General features: G+C 59.9%; 18 protein-coding genes and 2 pseudogenes. 3 read left to right on the top strand and 17 right to left on the bottom strand.

All coding sequences use genetic code 11. The features are described 5' to 3' along the window. Positions 1-14: 14 nt before the first annotated feature. The 10 genes and pseudogenes from D3877_RS31075 to D3877_RS23615 form a co-directional block, all read right to left on the bottom strand. A pseudogene (locus tag D3877_RS31075) lies at positions 15-167 on the bottom strand (helix-turn-helix domain-containing protein); the annotation flags it as partial. Beyond that, positions 164-2320, bottom strand: a complete 2157-nt coding sequence (locus D3877_RS23655) for an AAA family ATPase (protein WP_119833274.1) — start codon at positions 2318-2320, stop codon at positions 164-166. The pseudogene D3877_RS31075 and the gene D3877_RS23655, both read right to left, overlap by 4 nt. Beyond that, the gene (locus tag D3877_RS23650; RefSeq protein ID WP_147395273.1) at positions 2321-2596 is read right to left on the bottom strand and encodes a hypothetical protein; all 276 of its coding nucleotides are present in this window, start codon (positions 2594-2596) and stop codon (positions 2321-2323) included. Further along, positions 2593-3570 (bottom strand): metallophosphoesterase family protein, encoded by a 978-nt coding sequence (locus D3877_RS23645; protein WP_119833272.1) that lies wholly within the window; start codon positions 3568-3570, stop codon positions 2593-2595. Before D3877_RS23645 ends, D3877_RS23650 begins: the two co-directional genes overlap by 4 nt. A 25-nt stretch (positions 3571-3595) precedes the next feature. Beyond that, on the bottom strand, positions 3596-4141 hold the full coding sequence (locus D3877_RS23640) for a 3'-5' exoribonuclease domain-containing protein (protein ID WP_119833271.1): 546 nt from the start codon (positions 4139-4141) through the stop codon (positions 3596-3598). Then, positions 4126-4569 carry a hypothetical protein gene (locus tag D3877_RS23635; protein WP_119833270.1) on the bottom strand — a complete coding sequence of 148 codons (444 nt, stop codon included), beginning with the start codon at positions 4567-4569 and terminating at the stop codon, positions 4126-4128. The genes D3877_RS23640 and D3877_RS23635 overlap by 16 nt, the downstream gene beginning before the upstream one ends. A 163-nt stretch (positions 4570-4732) precedes the next feature. Further along, a complete protein-coding gene (locus D3877_RS23630; protein WP_119833269.1) occupies positions 4733-5167 on the bottom strand; it encodes a DUF29 domain-containing protein in 435 nt (144 codons plus the stop codon). Beyond that, entirely contained in the window at positions 5164-7818 is a 2655-nt protein-coding gene (locus D3877_RS23625) for a DNA polymerase (protein ID WP_119833268.1), read from the bottom strand. Before D3877_RS23625 ends, D3877_RS23630 begins: the two co-directional genes overlap by 4 nt. A 7-nt stretch (positions 7819-7825) precedes the next feature. Further along, entirely contained in the window at positions 7826-8584 is a 759-nt protein-coding gene (locus tag D3877_RS23620; protein WP_119833267.1) for a hypothetical protein, read from the bottom strand. A 172-nt stretch (positions 8585-8756) separates the two neighbouring features. Further along, entirely contained in the window at positions 8757-9434 is a 678-nt protein-coding gene (locus tag D3877_RS23615; protein WP_119833266.1) for a hypothetical protein, read from the bottom strand. An 817-nt stretch (positions 9435-10251) separates the two neighbouring features. Between D3877_RS23615 and D3877_RS29590 the strand changes: the two genes are divergently transcribed. The 3 genes from D3877_RS29590 to D3877_RS29585 all read left to right on the top strand — a co-directional run bounded on the left by D3877_RS29590 (position 10252) and on the right by D3877_RS29585 (position 12246). Beyond that, a complete protein-coding gene (locus D3877_RS29590) occupies positions 10252-10938 on the top strand; it encodes a LamG domain-containing protein (protein ID WP_147395272.1) in 687 nt (228 codons plus the stop codon). 171 nt (positions 10939-11109) lie between these two features. Beyond that, positions 11110-11718 (top strand): twin-arginine translocation signal domain-containing protein, encoded by a 609-nt coding sequence (locus D3877_RS23610; RefSeq protein ID WP_119833265.1) that lies wholly within the window; start codon positions 11110-11112, stop codon positions 11716-11718. Positions 11719-11778: 60 nt separating this feature from the next. Further along, positions 11779-12246, top strand: coding sequence for a hypothetical protein (locus tag D3877_RS29585; RefSeq protein WP_147395271.1), 468 nt, complete (start codon positions 11779-11781; stop codon positions 12244-12246). A gap of 31 nt (positions 12247-12277) precedes the next feature. On the opposite strand, the pseudogene D3877_RS23605 reads toward D3877_RS29585, so the two are convergent. The 7 genes and pseudogenes from D3877_RS23605 to D3877_RS23580 form a co-directional block, all read right to left on the bottom strand. Then, positions 12278-12494: pseudogene (locus D3877_RS23605) on the bottom strand (transposase); the annotation flags it as partial. 136 nt (positions 12495-12630) lie between these two features. Then, a complete protein-coding gene (locus D3877_RS23600) occupies positions 12631-13389 on the bottom strand; it encodes a hypothetical protein (protein ID WP_119833264.1) in 759 nt (252 codons plus the stop codon). 10 nt (positions 13390-13399) lie between these two features. Further along, the gene (locus D3877_RS23595) at positions 13400-14425 is read right to left on the bottom strand and encodes a hypothetical protein (protein ID WP_119833263.1); all 1026 of its coding nucleotides are present in this window, start codon (positions 14423-14425) and stop codon (positions 13400-13402) included. Next, entirely contained in the window at positions 14422-14754 is a 333-nt protein-coding gene (locus tag D3877_RS23590) for an RNase H family protein (RefSeq protein WP_274379647.1), read from the bottom strand. Before D3877_RS23590 ends, D3877_RS23595 begins: the two co-directional genes overlap by 4 nt. Before the next feature lie 194 nt (positions 14755-14948). Next, positions 14949-15377, bottom strand: a complete 429-nt coding sequence (locus tag D3877_RS23585; RefSeq protein WP_119833261.1) for a hypothetical protein — start codon at positions 15375-15377, stop codon at positions 14949-14951. A gap of 407 nt (positions 15378-15784) precedes the next feature. Next, positions 15785-16696 (bottom strand): hypothetical protein, encoded by a 912-nt coding sequence (locus D3877_RS29580; protein WP_147395270.1) that lies wholly within the window; start codon positions 16694-16696, stop codon positions 15785-15787. Positions 16697-16900: 204 nt separating this feature from the next. After that, positions 16901-17104 carry a hypothetical protein gene (locus D3877_RS23580; protein WP_119833260.1) on the bottom strand — a complete coding sequence of 68 codons (204 nt, stop codon included), beginning with the start codon at positions 17102-17104 and terminating at the stop codon, positions 16901-16903. Positions 17105-17128 lie beyond the last annotated feature (24 nt).

Below are 17128 nucleotides of genomic sequence, written 5' to 3'. Positions count from 1 at the left end.
CCGTCGATATAATTGTTCAGGTCTTGTTGCGTCATCAGGTAGCGGCCAGCGATCAGCCGGGCGCCAATTTTCCCTGCTGCGCAAAGGGTTTGGACGTAGCGGGATGAACATCGCAGCAAGCGGGCGGCTTCTGCCGGAGTGAGAAGTTCCGGGACCGGAGAGGTCATGCTGACACCCCCAGGTCGATGTTGTTGTCGGCGTCAAACGGTTTGTGGGAGACGACGATGACCTGACCGACCGTCTCGGTCAGGCGGGCCAGGGCTTCGGCGGTGCAGCCGGCGCGGTCCTTGTCCATGCTGGCGTCCAGCTCGTCGCCCATGAAGACCGAGAAGACCCGGTTGGTCAGGACCAGACCCAGGGCGACCCGGAGGGACAGGTTGGCGACCGCCTTGCCGGACCCCGACAGGGTGTTGACCGGCTGGCCGTCCACCCGGATGTCGAAATCTTCGTCCACCAGGACGCTGGTCCGCTTTCCGCCGGTCATCTGACCGATCAGGAGGGACGCCACCTTGTTCAGGCTCGGCAGGAGATACGCCTTCACCCGGACCCGGAGGTCGGCGACCGCCTTCTTGGCGTTGGACCAGTGTTCGGCCGTCTCGCGGGCCGCCTTCAGGTTGGCCGCCCCCTGTTCATACTGGGCGTGGGCCTTCTCGAAGGCGGCGACCTCCCGCTCGAAGATCGCCCATCGCTGGTGGGCGTCGCGGAGTTGGGCCAGGGTGGTTCCGGTGTCGCCGAGGGCGTCCAGCCGGAGGTTCTTCGCGACCCGCTCTGTCAGCCAGACGCCGTGCCGCTGGACGGCCACCGCCCAGGCGGCGTGGTCGGCGTCGTAGCGGCGGCGGGCGGCGAGGTCCGCCGTCCGGTCGGGCAAGGCGACGAAGCGGGCGGCGATCCCGGTCATCGCCGTGACCAGCGCCGCTTTCCGGGCGGCTTCGGCCAGGGCGTTGCGGGCCAGCCGGAGGGCGGCTTCCGTGACCTTTGGCATCGGGGCGTCCGGGACTCCCGCGAACTGGGCGCGAAGGTCGGCGCTGTCTTTCCAGGCGGTGAGCGCGAGCTGTGCCTTTTGGTAGGTCAGCTCCGGCACGCCCGGCTTCGCGGCGTCCGGCACGGCGGCGTATTCGGCGCGCAGGTCGGCGCTCGCCTCCCAGGCGTCGAGCACCCGCAAATCGGGGCGGCGGGCGGGCCGCGCCGTCTCGGGCGCGTCCTTCACCCGGTCCCACGCCGCGTCGTCGGCCCATTCATGGCCGCATTTCGGGCATTGGCTCAGATGTTCGGCCAGCTTCTGGCGCTGGGTCCAGCGGTCGTGGGCGTCCCACTGGGCGAGAAGCTGGTCGCAGTCGGCGCGGCTCATGGTCGGCTCGACCAGTCCGGCCAGGGCCTTGCGCTTCTCCTCCGACCGATGGAAGGCGGCCCAGCCCGACAGCCCGGCGGCGATCTCGGCCTCGGTCAGGGTCGGCTCGACCAGCCCGGCCAGAGCGCGGGCCTTTTCCTGGGCGCGGTGGAAGGCCGTCCACCCGGCCTCGGCCAGGGCGATCTCGTCCTCGGTCATGGCGGCGTCGGGGATGGCGTCGGCCTGCGTCTTCAGGCTGGCGACCTGAAGGGCGAGTTGCTGGCGTTCATCGACCAGGGACTGGAGTGTTGTCGCGCTCTCCGCGCCGGGGGCGACCGGCTCCGGCGGCACGGTTGGTTCGTTTCGGATCCAGGCCAGCAGCTCGATCCGCTCGCGCTCGTCCGCCTCGGCGGCGGCGACCATCGCGGCGGTGACGGGCGCCCCCTCCGGCGGCTCCGGCGGGATCGGCTTGACCAGCAGGCGCTCCAGCGTGTCGGCCTCGCGGGTGAAGCCGAGGGCCTGATCGCCGCACCATTTGGTGATCTCGTCCAGCACCGACAGGCCGATGGTCTGGTCCACCGCCTTCTTCCGCTCGGCGGGTTTCATCGCGCCCAACGCCTCGATCTGGCCCTGGGCGCAGAGGTTCGCCATGCCATAGACGGTGTGGTCGTAGCCCAGGACCCGGACGATGGCGGCGTTGACCGGCTTGGTGCCGGTCGCCAGCTCGGCGCCGTCGCGCAGCAGCAGCGCCTTGGCGCCCTGGCGGGTGACGCGGTAGGGAACGCCCTTCACCGCGAAGCCCAACTCCACGAACAGCCCGTCCGGTCGGCTGCCCCGGAGGGCGACGGCGCCGAACAGGGCGTAGGCGACCATCTCCAGCAGCAGGGACTTGCCGATCTCGTTGGGGCCGGTGATGCAGGTCAGGCCGGGGGCGAACTCCACCCGCCGGTCGGCGTGGGTGAAACAATTCTTGATGTGCAGGTGATGCAGCATTCACACCTCCAGCAACGTGTGGATGGACGCGAGGATTTTCGGGTCTCCCGTCTGGGCCAGGGCGGTCAGCAGCCGCGCGGACTGGCGCATCCGGTTGGCGAGGAAGCGGCGGTTCTCGACCTCGCGGTTGTTGGCGTCGAGGAGGTCGGTGACGCGGCGCTCCAACTGGGCGACCCGCTGGCGGGCCTCGTCGCGTTCACGCTGGGTGGCGGCGAGGTGCTGAAGGGCATCGTCCATGCCGCCCTCGCGCAGGGCGGTGAAAAGGGCGCTCATCATTCGGCATCCTTCAGGCGGGTTTCGAGATAGCGGGTCAGGACCAGGGCGCCGATGTCGTCGGGCACCCCGGCCTCACCGAGGGCGCCCTTGAACAGGCCCTCCATGTCGAAGCTGTCGAAGGCGACGGTCAGCTCCTCCGGCTCGCCCTCTTCGGTGATCCGCCGGGTCGTGAGCTGGAGGCAGTCGAGGTCCGGCGGCGCCTCACCCGGCTTCAGGTCGAGGCGGACGCAGGTGTTGATGAACCGTTCCGGTTCGTCGCGCTCCAACTCGGCGAGCGTGACCGTGAGGTACAGCGGCTCTTGGTCATCGGCGTCCTCGCCGTGGGCGAAGGGCTGCATCGAACCGACGATGTTGACCGTCACGCCGTTGACCCGCTCGACGCGGGCCTTGTGGTCGTGGCCGGTGAAGACCCGGACGTTCGGGCGCTTGGACAGCCACTCGACCGGCAGGAAATTGTGGGACTGGCGGGCGACGTCGATGATGTCCCAATGCCCGAACACCGCCGCCACGTCGTCCGGCACGTCGGCGATCATCGCCTCGGCGGTGACGAACGGGTCCCAGGGGCAGAAGGCAAGCCCGGCGATGATCGTGGCGGACTGACGGACGACGTGAAGGTTGGCGATGTCCTGGACCAGGGCGGCGAACACATCGAAGGCCGAGCGGAAATCGGCGTCCCGGCTGCCGTCATGGTTGCCCATGAGGATGACGTACCGGGTGTGCGGGCTGATGGTCGCCGCCGTCCGGTAGGCCATGGCGGCGTCGAGGATGACGCTGAAGGGGACGACCGCCTTGTCGAAAATGTCGCCCATCGTGACGTGAAGGTCGCAGTCCTTGGCGAGGCTGGCCCGGAAGTCCCGCCAGACCATCGCCTCCCGCTCACCCCGGCGGTGAAGCGGCACGCCGTTGACGAATTTTTTGCCCAGGTGGGGGTCGCCAAGCGCCTCCACCTGGAGACCATTGATCTCCAGACGCATGTCTGTCTCCAGGGGCGGAGGGGAATTACGGGGTGGCGTCGAGCGCCTTGAACAGCCAGTCGATCTGCATGATGCAGTCCACGATGGCGTCGTGGGCTTGATCGGTCGGCGCTTGGTCGATGACCGGGATGTCCTCGGGGAAGCAGCGGCCCCGGATGAACGCCTTCATGTCGTTCACGTTCCGGTAGGAGAAGGGCATCCCGGTGTCGTAGTCGGTTCCGTAGGAGGCCAGGAACATGAAGTCGAAGGCGGCGTTCTTGGCCCAGAAATAACGGTCGTCGATCTTTGCGTGGTCGGCGTTCACCCAGTGGAGGAAGGCGTGCGTCACGGCGCGCGGGTCCTGGGCGTTGAACAGGATGCGCTGGAAGACGTCCTGGTTCTGTGCCTGCCACCATGTGCGGGTGTCGTCGTCCCAGAAGCGCCAGCCCGGCATCCGCAGGCACATGTTGAACAGGCCGTCATGGTCGATGGTCCGGGCCACCGGGTCGAAGCGGACGGCGGCGATCTGGAGAATGGCGGCGCGATCCGGGCGGGTGCCGGTCGTCTCGATGTCGATCATGTAGTGCGGCATGGGATCTCGACGGCATGGGGTTGCAGCTCGGTCCAGGACATGGACCGGCGGGGGTGGCTCAGAACCACGCGGGCGGGGAGACGGAACCAGCGGCCTTCGGTGGGATGCAGGCGGCGGACGAAGAAGTCGTACCGGCCACCGGCCACGACGATCCGCTCGGCGCTGCCGAGCTGGTAGGGCGCGATCAGGCCGAAGGCGAAGGCGGTTGGGTGGGCGCTGGACTTCACCTCGGCGTACAGCGTGACGCCCTGGTGGGTGAGAAGGTAGTCGGAGGGCTGCTTGAAGGCGGCCAGCGCCTTGCCCCGATTCAGGCCCCGGATGTCCTTGTTGTCCCGGAAGCGGAGAAGGTGAGCGGCCTTGCCCTGGCTCTGCCAGTGGCGCTCGAACTCGTCTTCCGCCTGGGCGCCGGTGTTGGTGTGGGACGACATGCTGGCCCTGGGCGTTGTGGATGCTGTGGAAACATCCTGCCCAGGGTTTGGGTGAGTGGGGAGCGGGGACCGGGTTAGGGGGGCTTTGCTATCTTTTCTACTTGAACGGCCAAGCCGTTCATTGTCCAGACAACTGGCGTGACGCTTTCCCGATGCCCTTCAATCACTCCGGCCAGAAATCCTCAGCCATCATCTGCTCGAAGGACCAGGGGCAGACGACCGGGAACACATCTTCCGGGAGGTCGGTTTCGGCGCCGGCCTGGATCACCGCGTCGCCGTAGGCGTCAGCGATGCTCTCGTCCAGCTTCGCCTTCAGGGACGGGTTGTCGGCGAGGTGCCGGGTCAAATCCCGGCGCTGCACCCGAATGGACGCGCTCCATGATTTGCCGCGCCGCTCCGGCTGGTGGCGCCATTTCAGGAGATGAAGCAACAGCACGGTCAGCCGACTGACGAGTTCGCGCTTTTCGGCTTTGCCCATGCTCTCGATCTCCTCGGCGATGTGCTCGATGTCGGCCTGCGTCAGCTTGCCGGTGCGCAGCAGCGCCGCCTGCTGATTGGCCCAGGCGTAGAAATCGGTTTCGTAAAGGGCATCGCTCATCGCACACCTTCAAGGTAGGTCATCACCGCATCCACCTCATCGCGCCCCAGCACCTTACCCCACTTCTCCCTCGGCAACCAATCGACCTTCGGCGCTTCGTCCAGTTCGATCTGCCCCTTCGGCGCCTTCACGGCGTCGAAGGGTTCAAAGGTCTTGCCCACCGACACCGTGCAGTGCAGCGGCAGGGTCGGGAACAGGTCGGGGTGGTCGCACATGATCTCCCGGCTCAGGCGGATGTAGTCGTGCAGGTGCTTGACCTTCACCGAGGCCACGACCTCGTCGTGGATGGGGGCGATCAGCCGGAACCAGCCGGTGGCCCGCGCCTCCTTGTGCAGCCGGACCAGGGTGCGCTTCATCATCGCCGCGCAGGTGCCCTGGATCATCGCGTTGACCGACTGGTTCCAGGCCCGGCGCTGGATCGCCGACAGCAGCTTGGCGAAAAAGTCGTTCGGCCCCTTCTGCGTCAGGTGTTGGCTGAACTTCTGGCGCATCGCCGTGGCCCAATGGTCGGTCGCCTCGAAGCGCACCCGGCGGTGGCCGTCCGGGAGTTGGACGTAGCCGTGGCGGCGGGCGAAGCCGATCAGGTCGGTGCGCCACGCCTCGGCGGTCTGGAAACGGTTCCGGTAGCGGTCGGTCGCTTCCCACATCTGGTCGGGCGACCAGCCCAGCCGCTCGCCCACGGTGGACAAAGCGCCTGAGTACCAGTAGTTGAAGTTGCTGCCCTTGCCGACCTCGGTGCGCCAGTATTTCTTGGCCTTGGCCGGCTCCATCACCTCGCCCGCCCGGTTCATCAGGATGCGCGGGTTGATGGCCTGGACGGCGGCCACGTCCAGGCCGTCGAGCGCCTTCAGCAGCTCCTCGTTCATCTCGGGAATGACGACGGCCAGGGCGTCGGCGGCGGCGCCCAGATGCAGATCCTCATAGGGGAGCTGGCCGAACACCCGTTTGAATTCGGGGTCCTGGGACATCTCGCCAATCGTGACCAGCTCGATGCTCGACCAGTCCTCGGACACCTGGACCTCGCGGTCGTTGTCGGCGAGGAAGAAGCCCCGGACGAACACCGACTCGCCACGCTTGGCGAGCTGCATCCCGTTCGGGGTCTCCATCGCCATGCGCCGGGTCGCCAGCTTGGAAGAAATCGTCGGGTAGACGCGGCCCGTCTCCGGGTCGCACAGCATCAGGTACGGCTCGATGTAGAGCTTCGAGCGCTGTTCGATGGAGGCCAGGGCCGACAGGCTGGCGATGATCGCCAGCTTGGCCGTGGTCTCCGGGCTTTCCCCCTCCTCCTTGATCCGTTTCTGGAGGCGGATGACCAGCTTGCCCCGGCAATCGGCGTCGGACTGGACCTTGCCCTGGATGACGATGGGCTTTTCCCGGCACAGATCGTAGAGGAGCGCCCTTGCGGTCTGCCAGTAGGTGACGTTCAGGGCGCCCTTGGTCTTGGCCCCCGACCATCCCTCCGACATCGACCCGGCGAGCCGCGTCACCTCGGTGCAGTCGTCGGCGCTGTCGCCCAGCGCGACCCAGCTCTCGATGGCCCGGCGTTTCTTCGCCCACGACTTCCCATACCAACTCTCGTGCGTCACCAACCGTTCGTGGGGGTCGTCCGGGAAGGGGAGCAGCGCGGCGCAGGCGGCGCGGAGCTGACGGAGAATTTTGGCGGTCTCGACCCGCTCGACCAAGCGGCGGGCCTCGACGGCGGGATGGTTCAGGCGCCAGCCCTGGTAATTCATGTCGGCGAAGACCTCGACCGCCGGCAGTTCCTGGGTGAAATACGCCTGGGCGGCCTGCGGGTTGTCCCGCAGCATGAAGTCCAGCAGCCGGTGGTACAGCTTCAGGCACCAGAAGGAGTCCTCGGCCCCATATTCGGAGACCTCGGCGCCGGTGAGCTGGCCCATATGGACGTTCTCGCCCAGGGTTTCCGCGAAGCTGGACATTTGGTGGCCGAACCAGGACTTGACCGCCTGCTTCAGGCCGTAGCCCCAGGCGACGCCATGGACCAAACCGTTGTAGGAGTAGCTGGCGTCGCTCTCCTTGCCGACGATCTTGGCGAACAGCTCGGCCTGCGGCGTGGTCATCTCGTCGCCGTAGCTGTAGGTCCTGAACAGCGTCTGGGCGTCGGACAGCAGCGGCCGGACGGGGGCGAAGTCGGCGGCATAAAAGCGGTTGAGGTCGTAATTGTCCGGCCCGTAGGCGGACACCGCCATCTGAAGGGTGCAGACATAGCGGGTCACGTCGTAGCCGAGCGCGGCGCGCATCATCACCCGCTCGAAGGCGGCGTTGTGGATCACCCAGTAGCCGGTCGCGGGCCGGGCATCCAGCACCTCTTTCACCTCGGCCCAGGTCAGGCGGTTCTCCACGTCGGCGTGGGCGAGGTTGAAGTAGAAGGCGTAATCGGCGCCGTCCGGGTGGAGCGACAGGCCCGTGACCGTGGTGCGGCGGGCGTCGAAGACCAGCTTGCGGTTCTTCGCCTTGCGCCCGTCGCCGTCGCACCGCATGAAACGGTTCAGCCCCTCGTGCCGGTCGGCGTCGTGGGTCTCGATGTCGAGGCCGGTCAACGCGGCCTTTGACACGAGGTCGATGATGACCGGCTTCAGGACGTGGATGTTCGTGCGGTCCACCAGGACCGTCTTGCAGGACGCGACGGACATCCGGGCCTCACATGAGATACTGGGCGAGCATGGTTTCCACGGCGTCCGGGTCGTGCCGCCCGGCGACGAGGTGCTGGTTGACCAGCTCGGTCTCGATGGGCAGGAAGCCGACCAGCCGGTAGAGGGCCTGGAAGTGCGCCGGGTTTGCGGCCATGGCGTTCTTGCATTTGGGCGGCAGATCGGTCGGCGGGGCGGCGTCGAAGGGGGCCTCGAACCAGTCGCGCAACGCTCTCTTGTCGCAGCCTTCCCAGGTCTTCACCCCGAAACCAGGCACACCCTTGATGTTGTCCGAAGGGTCGCCGACCGTCGCCTTGTAGAGGCGGATCAGGTTTGGCGGCACATCCTTCAGGGATTGGGCGGTGACGGTGATGCGGGGGATTTGTTCGAGCTGCCGGATGTCGGCGTCTCGCGTCACCACCTCCACCGTCTGCTGGTGCTGGACCGCGTAGCGGATCGCGAGGTGGGCCATCACGTCGTCCCCCTCATAGCCGGGGACGATGCAGGAAAAGGCCGGGGTCAGCCTCACCATCTCCTGCCAGAGACGCATGAACGCCTGCACGTCCTCGGCCGGCGGTTCGCGGTTGGCCTTGTAGTCGGGGTAGATGTCCCGGCGCTTGGCGTTGCCCGCCGGGTGGTCGAACACCCAGATGTCCAAGACGCCGTGGGGGTTGGCCGCTTCCAGATACAGGTTGCGCAGGCAAAACCCGGTGGTGTCGGTTTCCAGGCGCTGGCGGACGACGAGATTGCCGTCATAGATGCGGATCATCTTACGGCTCCCGGATGAGGTGATCGTGAACCCAGTCCCCCGTTTGCCGAGCGCCGATGAGGTGCAGAACGGCCATGAGGGGATGGGCAAGGAACGAGTGCCAGAAGTGAGAGGAGATCATCGGCAACTCCACCGTTGAGGCGGGGTCTTTCGACCCCGCCCGGTTCCGCCCTTACTCGCCGTCCTCTTCCCATTCGCCGACCAGCTTGTAGATCAGGCTGCCCCACTTGCCCTTGGTGTTGGTCTTCAGCTTGTGGGTCAGCTCGACCTTGATGCGGGTCAGTCCCTGGGCCTTGGCCTGCTGGACCAGCGCCTTGAAATCCTTGGCGTTGGTCACGCTCGGGCTGAAGCCGATGACGGTGCCGGCCTCGACCACGGTCATCGGGATTTCGTAGGAGATGTACTCCGACCCCGCCTTGGCCGGGTCGGCGGAGGCGGCCTGAAGCGTCTGCGCCCAGGAGCCGCCGCCGACCGTGAGCACGCGGTCGTAGGAGCGGCCATATTTGGCCGGGTTGCCCCACGACACGCCGTAGAACGGCTGGACCTCGGTGATGTCGATGCCGACGACCAGCTTCTCGTGGAAGCCGACCTTGCCGACCTGAATGGCGCTCTCGGTGAGGTTCAGATACGCCTCGACCGCCATGCCGGTCATCTCCAGGGCGTCGTCCATGGAGAGGCGCTTGCCCGGCTGAACCGGGGCGAGGGCGTGGGTGTTGGCGACGGCCGGCACCGCCGTGGCGGCGGCGGCTTGCTGGGCAGCGGCGGCCTGGGCGGTCGCCTGTTCGCCGATCTGGGCGGCGGCCTGATTGACGGAGGCCAACGCGGCGGCGACGGGATCAAGGGCAGTCAACCCTCGTGCATGGTTGCCCGCCATAGATTCAGACAAAAGCCGTCGAAGGAATCTCTTTTTTACCAGCCCATCGACCGCTGTCAGCATCCAAAGATCAGCGTTGAACAGCCCTGGGGTGGGGGAGGCTGTCGGCCCTCTATGGGGCTGGGGGCACCCTCTCTCCCGCGTCCAGAGGGCGCGCGGGTGGGGTAGGTCCTGTGGTGCGTTGGCCTGCCGTTGCATCAGGGCCGTTGGGGTGCGCACCCTGCCATGGTAACGCTGCTTCCCCGTCTGCCCCCCTGTCCTCGTCGGGCTGTGGGCGGCCTGCTATAGCGCCTCCCTGGATCGCCCTATCCGCCCATTCTGGCGCGCGATGACGTAGAGATCGGTAAGAAATTATTAGAAATATAATTGAGTTCGGTTAACCATTCGTCCGATTTTGATGTATTTTCATTGAATTGGCGCTATCTATCAATGCTATAAATCCGATTTCGATTTTATCTCGATTTTTTTATAATTATTACACCATAATTTCAGATTTATCTGTTGTTTTCAGAAAATATACTAATTCTTACCTATATAAATTTCATTCTACGATGCCCATTTATTTTCGTGAAAATTCTATGGTGCGTGGATACCTTAAGGTCGATATGCTGCTGTACGAAGCCATCAATCTCGTTGAAAAAGGTATTCTGATTCTCAGGTCGTTCGAAAAATAGGAGATTTAGAATCGTACAGAGGCTTTTCGGTTGCAATTTTTTTCGCAAAAAGGGGAAAATTTATATGGCACGGTTGTGATTTATCCTTGGACAGTTTTGCAAAAAATTTTAGGAGTCAAATGATGCTTATGAATATCAAAAAATTAGAAAACATAAATAAAAAAATTTGCAGTATTTTTATTATCACGGGAGAAAAATTTTTATTTTCATTTCTTATAAGCGCAGCAATATTTTTATCTTCTTGTGAAAGCAGGCCTATAGGAGGGGGTGGACTAAATTATTACTCGAAGAAACCTTCTGAAAAGGCTTCTATATTTCTGAAACCCGTCGAGCAATGGCGCATCGAAGCTGGAAATATAATAGAATGGAAAGAAGGTGAGTTTGTCGCTGCTACTGGCGGGCAGGCTAGCTCATGGTCATATGCTAGTTTTGAATATAATGCTGTACTGAAGGCGCCTTATTTGCTGACGGTATCATTGAATCGCATCAGTAATGACACAGATCGGCCAGTCGAGCTTCGCTTTATTGGCGGATTTTTTGGAGTTTCTGAAGATCAATGGTATCTATATGAATCAGAAAAAAACTGGACGGGTTGGCAACGGAGTTCATCAATAAATAGTGGTGAAAATAATCTGACTATTATACATTATGGACAAACTGTAAGAGGTTACGTAAATGGCGTTTTGGTCGGATCGATACGTTTAAATACACCAAATTCAGTAGGGAAACCAGGGGTATTTTTTAAAGGTGACCCATTCAAAAGATCGAAGGTAGCCTTTAAGAATTTTACCGCAATTCAACGATAGGTCCCAATAAGAAAGCGGAGAACGACAAAAACACCCTAAAGTTATTTAGTTTGTGGGCATATAAATTTCAAGGCGGTTGGGTGGATATCGCATAGCCTGTTGATTCTTTCTGGCATATGATTTACCATTTTTTGACGCAAATCGCTCAAAACTAAAAATTGAGGTTGATTTATGATGATGCTCGAAACAAAAAGGGTTGCAAGCTTTCCCATCGCAATGCTTCAAAACAAAGTAGCCCTTCGGGAGTTTGACGAGGTTTTCCATAGCTATAAGCCAAGCTCTATCTCTTCTTCAAAAGCACCCATCCTAGATATTTCCCGACGAAATTTTGTGAAGTCCGCTGGTTTTGCTACTGGACTTCTTGTTGTTGGTACAGGGACATTCACTTCCAGGGAAGCAGAGGCTTTTATTCCGGCACTTCTTTTGGCGATGATCGGGATTTTCTCTGTTGCTACTTTGTGGTCGGTTGAAGAACCTGCTAGTGGACGAATCGCCTTATTAAATGATTCGGACAAATCGCAGAATGGAAGAGTTGATATTAACGCATTCAATAACATATCGCTGCATCGTGCGCATCGCCTTCCGATTGACGAATGGCGGCGCATTAGCAGTGGTCAACCTCGAATCTTCTCTGGGTCAAGTCCCTATGAGGTGGCTCCACGAACGGCTGATATCTATGATATATATGGAATGAGATCATCAGTTCGGACAAATAACCTTCTTGTTGCCGCCGAAACAAGCCGCGATTACTCTTCGGTACCGGGAATAAGCGTTGTCTAAGCACAGTAATATTCAGATATCATTCGGAATTGGCGCTGCATAATGATAAGGTTTCTTGGGATGATGATGGGATTTCTAAAAAAAGATATACCTGCGGGTCTAGCTGCTGTCATCGCCGCTATCATGGCAGCAGTTGTGGCTTATTGGGTCAACCAAATTTCTGTAGCTGAGACAAAAAATCAAACAAGAAGCAACTTTCTTGTGGAGGCATCGAAAGCTTCTAGATCGGAATTATGCAAAATGACTTTTCCATTATTGGAAATGGGAGAGAGTAATTACATTAATATTTTACCGAAAACGAAATATCAAGATAGAGATTCGATAGTAAGTAAGAAAATTTACAGCGCTCCTATTGGTGGTCCAGATAACATAGTGACAGTTATAGAACATATTTCGGATATATACGAGGATATGCAGAAGATACGGAATTCTGATTTAGTATTCCGAAAAGAATATGACGATATTCTTCAGGTAAAACTTAGTCTAGTCTGTAATCAAAAGACGGCTTCGGCGGAAGGAGGGAAATAAAATCTTTTTATTATCATTTATCTGATATGGCTTATCCATGAGCGTCCAGTGCAATCAACATATTGTAAGTTGCGGGTTTTTTGGCGATGGCGATCCCGAGGAAGGATCGGAAGGCTGCGTGTGGAGTTGACCGCCGGTTGAATCGGAAGACGAATTCGTCGAGGTAGGCCTGAAGATGGCTTTGGCCGCAGGCCGTGATAGACGCCGAGCGCCCAGGTCTTGAGGTTGGAAAAGACCCTGTGGACCATGGCAGGACGCCCGGCTGGAGCAACTGGTCCACCGGGTAGATCGCCGGACACAGCGCGTGCCCCGTTTCGATCCGGCCATGCTGGATCAGGACAACGCTGTGGCCGTCCTGGCGCTGGTAGGTGCAGACGATGATGGTCATGCCGCCCTCCCCGTAAACCTGTTGATGGTTTCGCGAGCGTCGGCGATGGCCTCGCGCGTGGTTTCCCGGAGGCATTGCCTGACACGGGTGAGGTTTGGGGCGTCGGTGATTCCCCAAAGGCTGGCGCTGCCGAGTTCGATGTCGCGCTCGGCGTCGAAGACCGTGGCCTCGACCCCGCAGACCAGGGTCTCGCCTTTGACGATGGCCTTCACAAGGCCGTCATTGAACCGATAGCCGTCGAAGTTGTTGTCCTCGACCAGCTTCTGAACGACACGGAAGCGCCCAATCTCGAAGGTCCGCCACACGACGTGGCTGGGGTCGCCGAACTGTCCCTCCTTGTCCGTCACGAACCAAGCGGGGTTGCAGTTTTCGAGCAGGCTGTATCCGTCCGTTTCCAACCGGCGGCTGATCGTTTTCACATCCTCATCAATGGCATCGACCAGATCGGACCACGCCTTGCGCTCGAACGCCGAGCCGTCGCTCTCGACCGAGACATCCTCGGCGTCCACGCTCATGGAGTTCCAATGGGAGTAATGACCGGAGTGCCGGATGCGGATCGACGGCCCGGCCTTCTTGATGACCCGCGTGATGGCCGCCTTCTGCGGCCCGGCCAGCAGACGACCGGCGACCTTTTCCAGATCGACCCGCGCCTCGAAGGCCATGCCGTCGCCCTGGCTGTAGCCCAGGGACCAAGTGACATCGGTCGGCTCGTAACCGACCGCTTCGAGTTCACGCCTGAAATATTCGGAAAGCATGGAGTTCTCCTCAATACCAGGAGCCGACAAGCGGGAAGCCCGTGACCGGGCAGTGGGCGGTGGAGGTCTCGCGGTCGAAATAGACGACGCCCTTGCCCCGATCCTCGGGGTCCTCCGACCATTCGTACTCGTCGAAGGCCAGCAGCTTGGCCGGGTACTCGTTGCCGCAGGGGTAGAAAGAAGAACCGGCGTTGTCGCTGTCCCAGGTGATGTTCCACGGGTCGATCAGCGTCTTCGGCGGGATGCCGGGCAGTTCAGGCTCACCGTGGTCCGACAAATACTCGTCCCGCTCCTCCTTGTCGGGGTCCGGGCCGAGCGTGACGCGGGCATTGTCGAAGATGCTTTCCCAACCGTTGCCGTTGCCGACATCGAAAGCACGGGGCCGGGTGTAGCCACCGCGCACGTCGCACCCGCCATGGATGAAGAGGAAGCAGCCGACATCCCCGTAGCCGAGGCCGAACATCGTGTATTGGATGGTCTGGGAAAGGACGTCTTCGCCGTTGTAGGTGTTGTGGGTGAAGCCCGCCCGCGTGTGGTTCAGCGGGTCGGGGAGATGCCCATGCTCCTCCAGCGCCTCATACAGGATCTCTTCGATCCGGGTCCGGTATTCCCCGTCCCGGCGCCGGCTTTCGATGAACGCCTTCAGTTCATCGTCCTCGTTCGACACGAAGCGTTCGACCAAATCGAACCAGGAGCGCGCCGCGTTCTGCGTTTCAACCCACTCGAAGAAAAAGGCGTCGAGTTGGTGGTTGATGTCGAGCCGGTCCTTCAGCCAGTGGAAGACGTTGATGGTGATGGACACCTCACCCGTGGTTTCGCCCTCCCGCAGGCAGAACTCCGTCTTGGTCGCAGGCTCGGCCTCGAACTCGGCGAGGCCCTTGTTGTGGTTGCGCTCCCAGTTCCGGCCATAGGCGCCGCCGCTGTCCAGGAAGTGGCGCCCGGTGTTCTCGGTGAGCATGGAGACCAGCACCTCGGCGGTGGTCTCCTTCGCCGGGGGCGGCCCCGGCGGGCTGGAAACATGGGTGGTCAGGCTCATGGTCTGAGGCTTTCGGCGGCGGCGCGGGCCAGTTGGTCGGCGCGTTCGTTGAAGGGGTTTCCCGCATGACCCTTGGTCCAGACCCAGCGCACGTCGGTCATGCGCCGGGCGTGGAAATCGACGGCCTGCCAGAGATCGGCATCGCGGCGGCGCTGAACGCGGGACAGGGCGTGGTTCAGGACCGGTCGGCAATCGGTGGTGATGACCAGCTTGGCGCCGTTCGGCAGGGTGGACAGCGCCACCAGGGTGGCGGTCAACTCCATGCGGTAGCTCTGTCTCCCTGGGGTGCGGCCCCGGACTGCTCGTAGGTCTGGCCGCCATAGAGCCACACCACCGCCCACCCACTCGGTCCTTTGGGAAAGCTGGAGCCGTCCGTAAAGGCTTGCACCCAGTCATGCATGGGTGGGGTTGCTCCTGTTGTGGACAGGCAAAAGAAAAGCCCGCCGGGGGGCGGGCTTCCAGACGCGGTGGGGTTTGGGGAGCTTCGCTAATCCTGACGTGAAGCTCCCGACCGGCGCGCCGATCAGGCGGCGGCGTCTTCCGCCGGGACCGGCTCGGCCTCCGGTTCGACCGGAACCGGAACCGGGGCCGGCAGCAGGCTGGACTTGAAGCCTTCGATCAGCGCGGCGCGCTGCGCCTTGTAGTCGGCTTCGATGTCCTTGTGCTTTTCCTCGGTCGCCGCCGTCAGATCGTTCAGGTTCTCGACCAGCCCCTTGAAGCTGCGGCGAGCGGCGTTGAAATCCTCGAACGTGGCGTCGGCCTTCAGGATGTTCTCGGGGTTGACGTAGAAGCCCTCACCGGCCGGGCTGCCCTGAATGCCCGCATACTCGCCGGCATTCTCGATCTTGACGTAGGTGCGCTTGCGGGCCTCGCGCTCGATGGAGGCGTAGGTGACGCCCTTCAGGATGTTGGCCGGGTCGAAGGAGATCAGAAACTTCTTGGCGGTGGACATGATTCTGGGTTCCCTGGCGTTGGGGTTTGAAAGAGAAAGGCAAACGATGACTGTGAACAGTCACCGTGTTCTTGGAGTCAGACGAATTTGCATTAGGGAAATGCCGAAGTCTCGGCGAAGAGAGTTATTGATTGCTCTCTAACCCGCCAGCTTGGACAGGTTGACGATCAAGGCGCTATGGTCGCACCAAACTGATGGATGCTAAGGTCTGCTGGTTGCCTTTGATCTGGACAATCAGGGAGTTGTCGATATCCTGGGCGGCCTCAAAGTTTTTTTTTTTTGACAGCGCATAGCAGTGGCAGTGAAGGTCCGCCGTTTCGTATATCATTCGGATAAACAGCAGATAATGAGGTGACGGCAATAGAATTCAGCCAATAAAATTATTAAATTCTGAAATGTTTTTTTGTTTATCCATAATAATAAGAATTAACAATGTACTCCTTGTCTTGCGGAGGAAGTTTCCACTCATTATGAGACCGCCGAGTCTTCCTAATTGTATTGTATTTATTTAAAAATTCTCGACCTGATAATGTGTTGCGGAAATATATGGCGAGATACATAATAAAGTCTGCCCGTTCACCGTGAGGGATAATATCTCCACTATTTCTTCGATTGATTTGATGAAGAATGTATCCACGTACTATATTCTTAAATTCGGATGATTCACGAAATGACGGCTTCTCGTTCAGTCCGATCAGCATCTGTGTGCCGTATGCAACCGATATGGTAAAATTAACCTTCTGGCGGTCCCAAAGACTGCCAGAACAACCATATCGCCTACCTTCATCTATAATCCCGTCAAGATCGCCTATATAACAATTCGGGTGTTCCGTGGAATAAACATGCCAATTAGCTTCAATGAAAGATCGTTTCCGCTGTATTTCAGATGAGCGCGATATAGATTTAGAGACAAAAAACGCCTCCTCTTCTTTACATCTTGCAATTTCTTTATCGCGCCTACTCTTCGAGCATTTCATCATATATCCTGAAATTGCGTGGAGCATTTCAGAGACTAATGTTGGCCCCAAGTCATTGCAGGAGTATTCCCGTAATATTTTCTCAAATATACCTGAAATTACTCCGCACCTTTTATTCAGATTAAGCGCGCTCAATGTGTTTTCTTCGGTAAGAATGTGCCAAAAGTACCGCGATAAAATAAAAATATTAGCGCGTAAATTTTCATCTTCTTTTCTTATATCGTTAATTATATTTTTATAATAATTTGGATCTCTGAATATGGAGGAAATGGTTTCAGGCTCCCCTCCTGAAAGCAATTGATGATCTTGCAGAAGCTCCAACTCTGCTTGTCTCTTGCCCATCCATGACTCCCCTAATTCCGAGAAACATTTGCGCGCACTGGTATTTAACTGCGATTCCAATGCAAAATGGCTAGTCAATGACAATCATCTCCGTCATGGACCATCGGGAGGCAAGCCCCCTTACTGGCTCAGGGCGATTCAGCTCTGCCCATGCTGCCCCGTAAGCCAGGGCGTGCAAGGGGGTAAGGGAGTTGACATAGAGATTCAGACAGCCCCCTCTTTGGTAAAGTCGTTTTCAGAGCAAAACAGCCCGTTTGAACTTGCTGCACCTACCGTTAAGCGACTCATTCGGAGAACCGAACAGCCCTGGCCGGACTGCTTGTTCAGGGTGCGGGCCATGCCTACCTCCTGATCTTCGTGGAACCCAGAGATCTTAAGGTCGGTGGCAATGGCGAGGGTGTCAAGCATGGGATTCTCTCCCCTGCTGATTTT

It is taken from the genome of Azospirillum cavernae (genome assembly GCF_003590795.1).
Classification (GTDB): Bacteria; Pseudomonadota; Alphaproteobacteria; order Azospirillales; family Azospirillaceae; genus Azospirillum; species Azospirillum cavernae.
The sequence above is the reverse complement of the archived record's forward strand: the minus strand, read 5'-3'. Positions and strand labels throughout refer to the sequence as shown.

Coding starts and splice junctions, on each gene's coding strand:
- D3877_RS29585 (WP_147395271.1), top strand. CDS start 11,779: ATGATGATGGGATTTCTAAAAAAAGATATACCTGCGGGTCTAGCTGCT.
- D3877_RS23595 (WP_119833263.1), bottom strand. CDS start 14,425: ATGAGCCTGACCACCCATGTTTCCAGCCCGCCGGGGCCGCCCCCGGCG.
- D3877_RS23630 (WP_119833269.1), bottom strand. CDS start 5,167: ATGAGCGATGCCCTTTACGAAACCGATTTCTACGCCTGGGCCAATCAG.
- D3877_RS23645 (WP_119833272.1), bottom strand. CDS start 3,570: ATGCGTCTGGAGATCAATGGTCTCCAGGTGGAGGCGCTTGGCGACCCC.
- D3877_RS29590 (WP_147395272.1), top strand. CDS start 10,252: ATGATGCTTATGAATATCAAAAAATTAGAAAACATAAATAAAAAAATT.
- D3877_RS23650 (WP_147395273.1), bottom strand. CDS start 2,596: ATGATGAGCGCCCTTTTCACCGCCCTGCGCGAGGGCGGCATGGACGAT.
- D3877_RS23580 (WP_119833260.1), bottom strand. CDS start 17,104: ATGCTTGACACCCTCGCCATTGCCACCGACCTTAAGATCTCTGGGTTC.
- D3877_RS23625 (WP_119833268.1), bottom strand. CDS start 7,818: ATGTCCGTCGCGTCCTGCAAGACGGTCCTGGTGGACCGCACGAACATC.
- D3877_RS23600 (WP_119833264.1), bottom strand. CDS start 13,389: ATGCTTTCCGAATATTTCAGGCGTGAACTCGAAGCGGTCGGTTACGAG.
- D3877_RS23585 (WP_119833261.1), bottom strand. CDS start 15,377: ATGTCCACCGCCAAGAAGTTTCTGATCTCCTTCGACCCGGCCAACATC.
- D3877_RS23610 (WP_119833265.1), top strand. CDS start 11,110: ATGATGATGCTCGAAACAAAAAGGGTTGCAAGCTTTCCCATCGCAATG.
- D3877_RS23635 (WP_119833270.1), bottom strand. CDS start 4,569: ATGTCGTCCCACACCAACACCGGCGCCCAGGCGGAAGACGAGTTCGAG.
- D3877_RS23620 (WP_119833267.1), bottom strand. CDS start 8,584: ATGATCCGCATCTATGACGGCAATCTCGTCGTCCGCCAGCGCCTGGAA.
- D3877_RS29580 (WP_147395270.1), bottom strand. CDS start 16,696: ATGGGCAAGAGACAAGCAGAGTTGGAGCTTCTGCAAGATCATCAATTG.
- D3877_RS23655 (WP_119833274.1), bottom strand. CDS start 2,320: ATGCTGCATCACCTGCACATCAAGAATTGTTTCACCCACGCCGACCGG.
- D3877_RS23640 (WP_119833271.1), bottom strand. CDS start 4,141: ATGCCGCACTACATGATCGACATCGAGACGACCGGCACCCGCCCGGAT.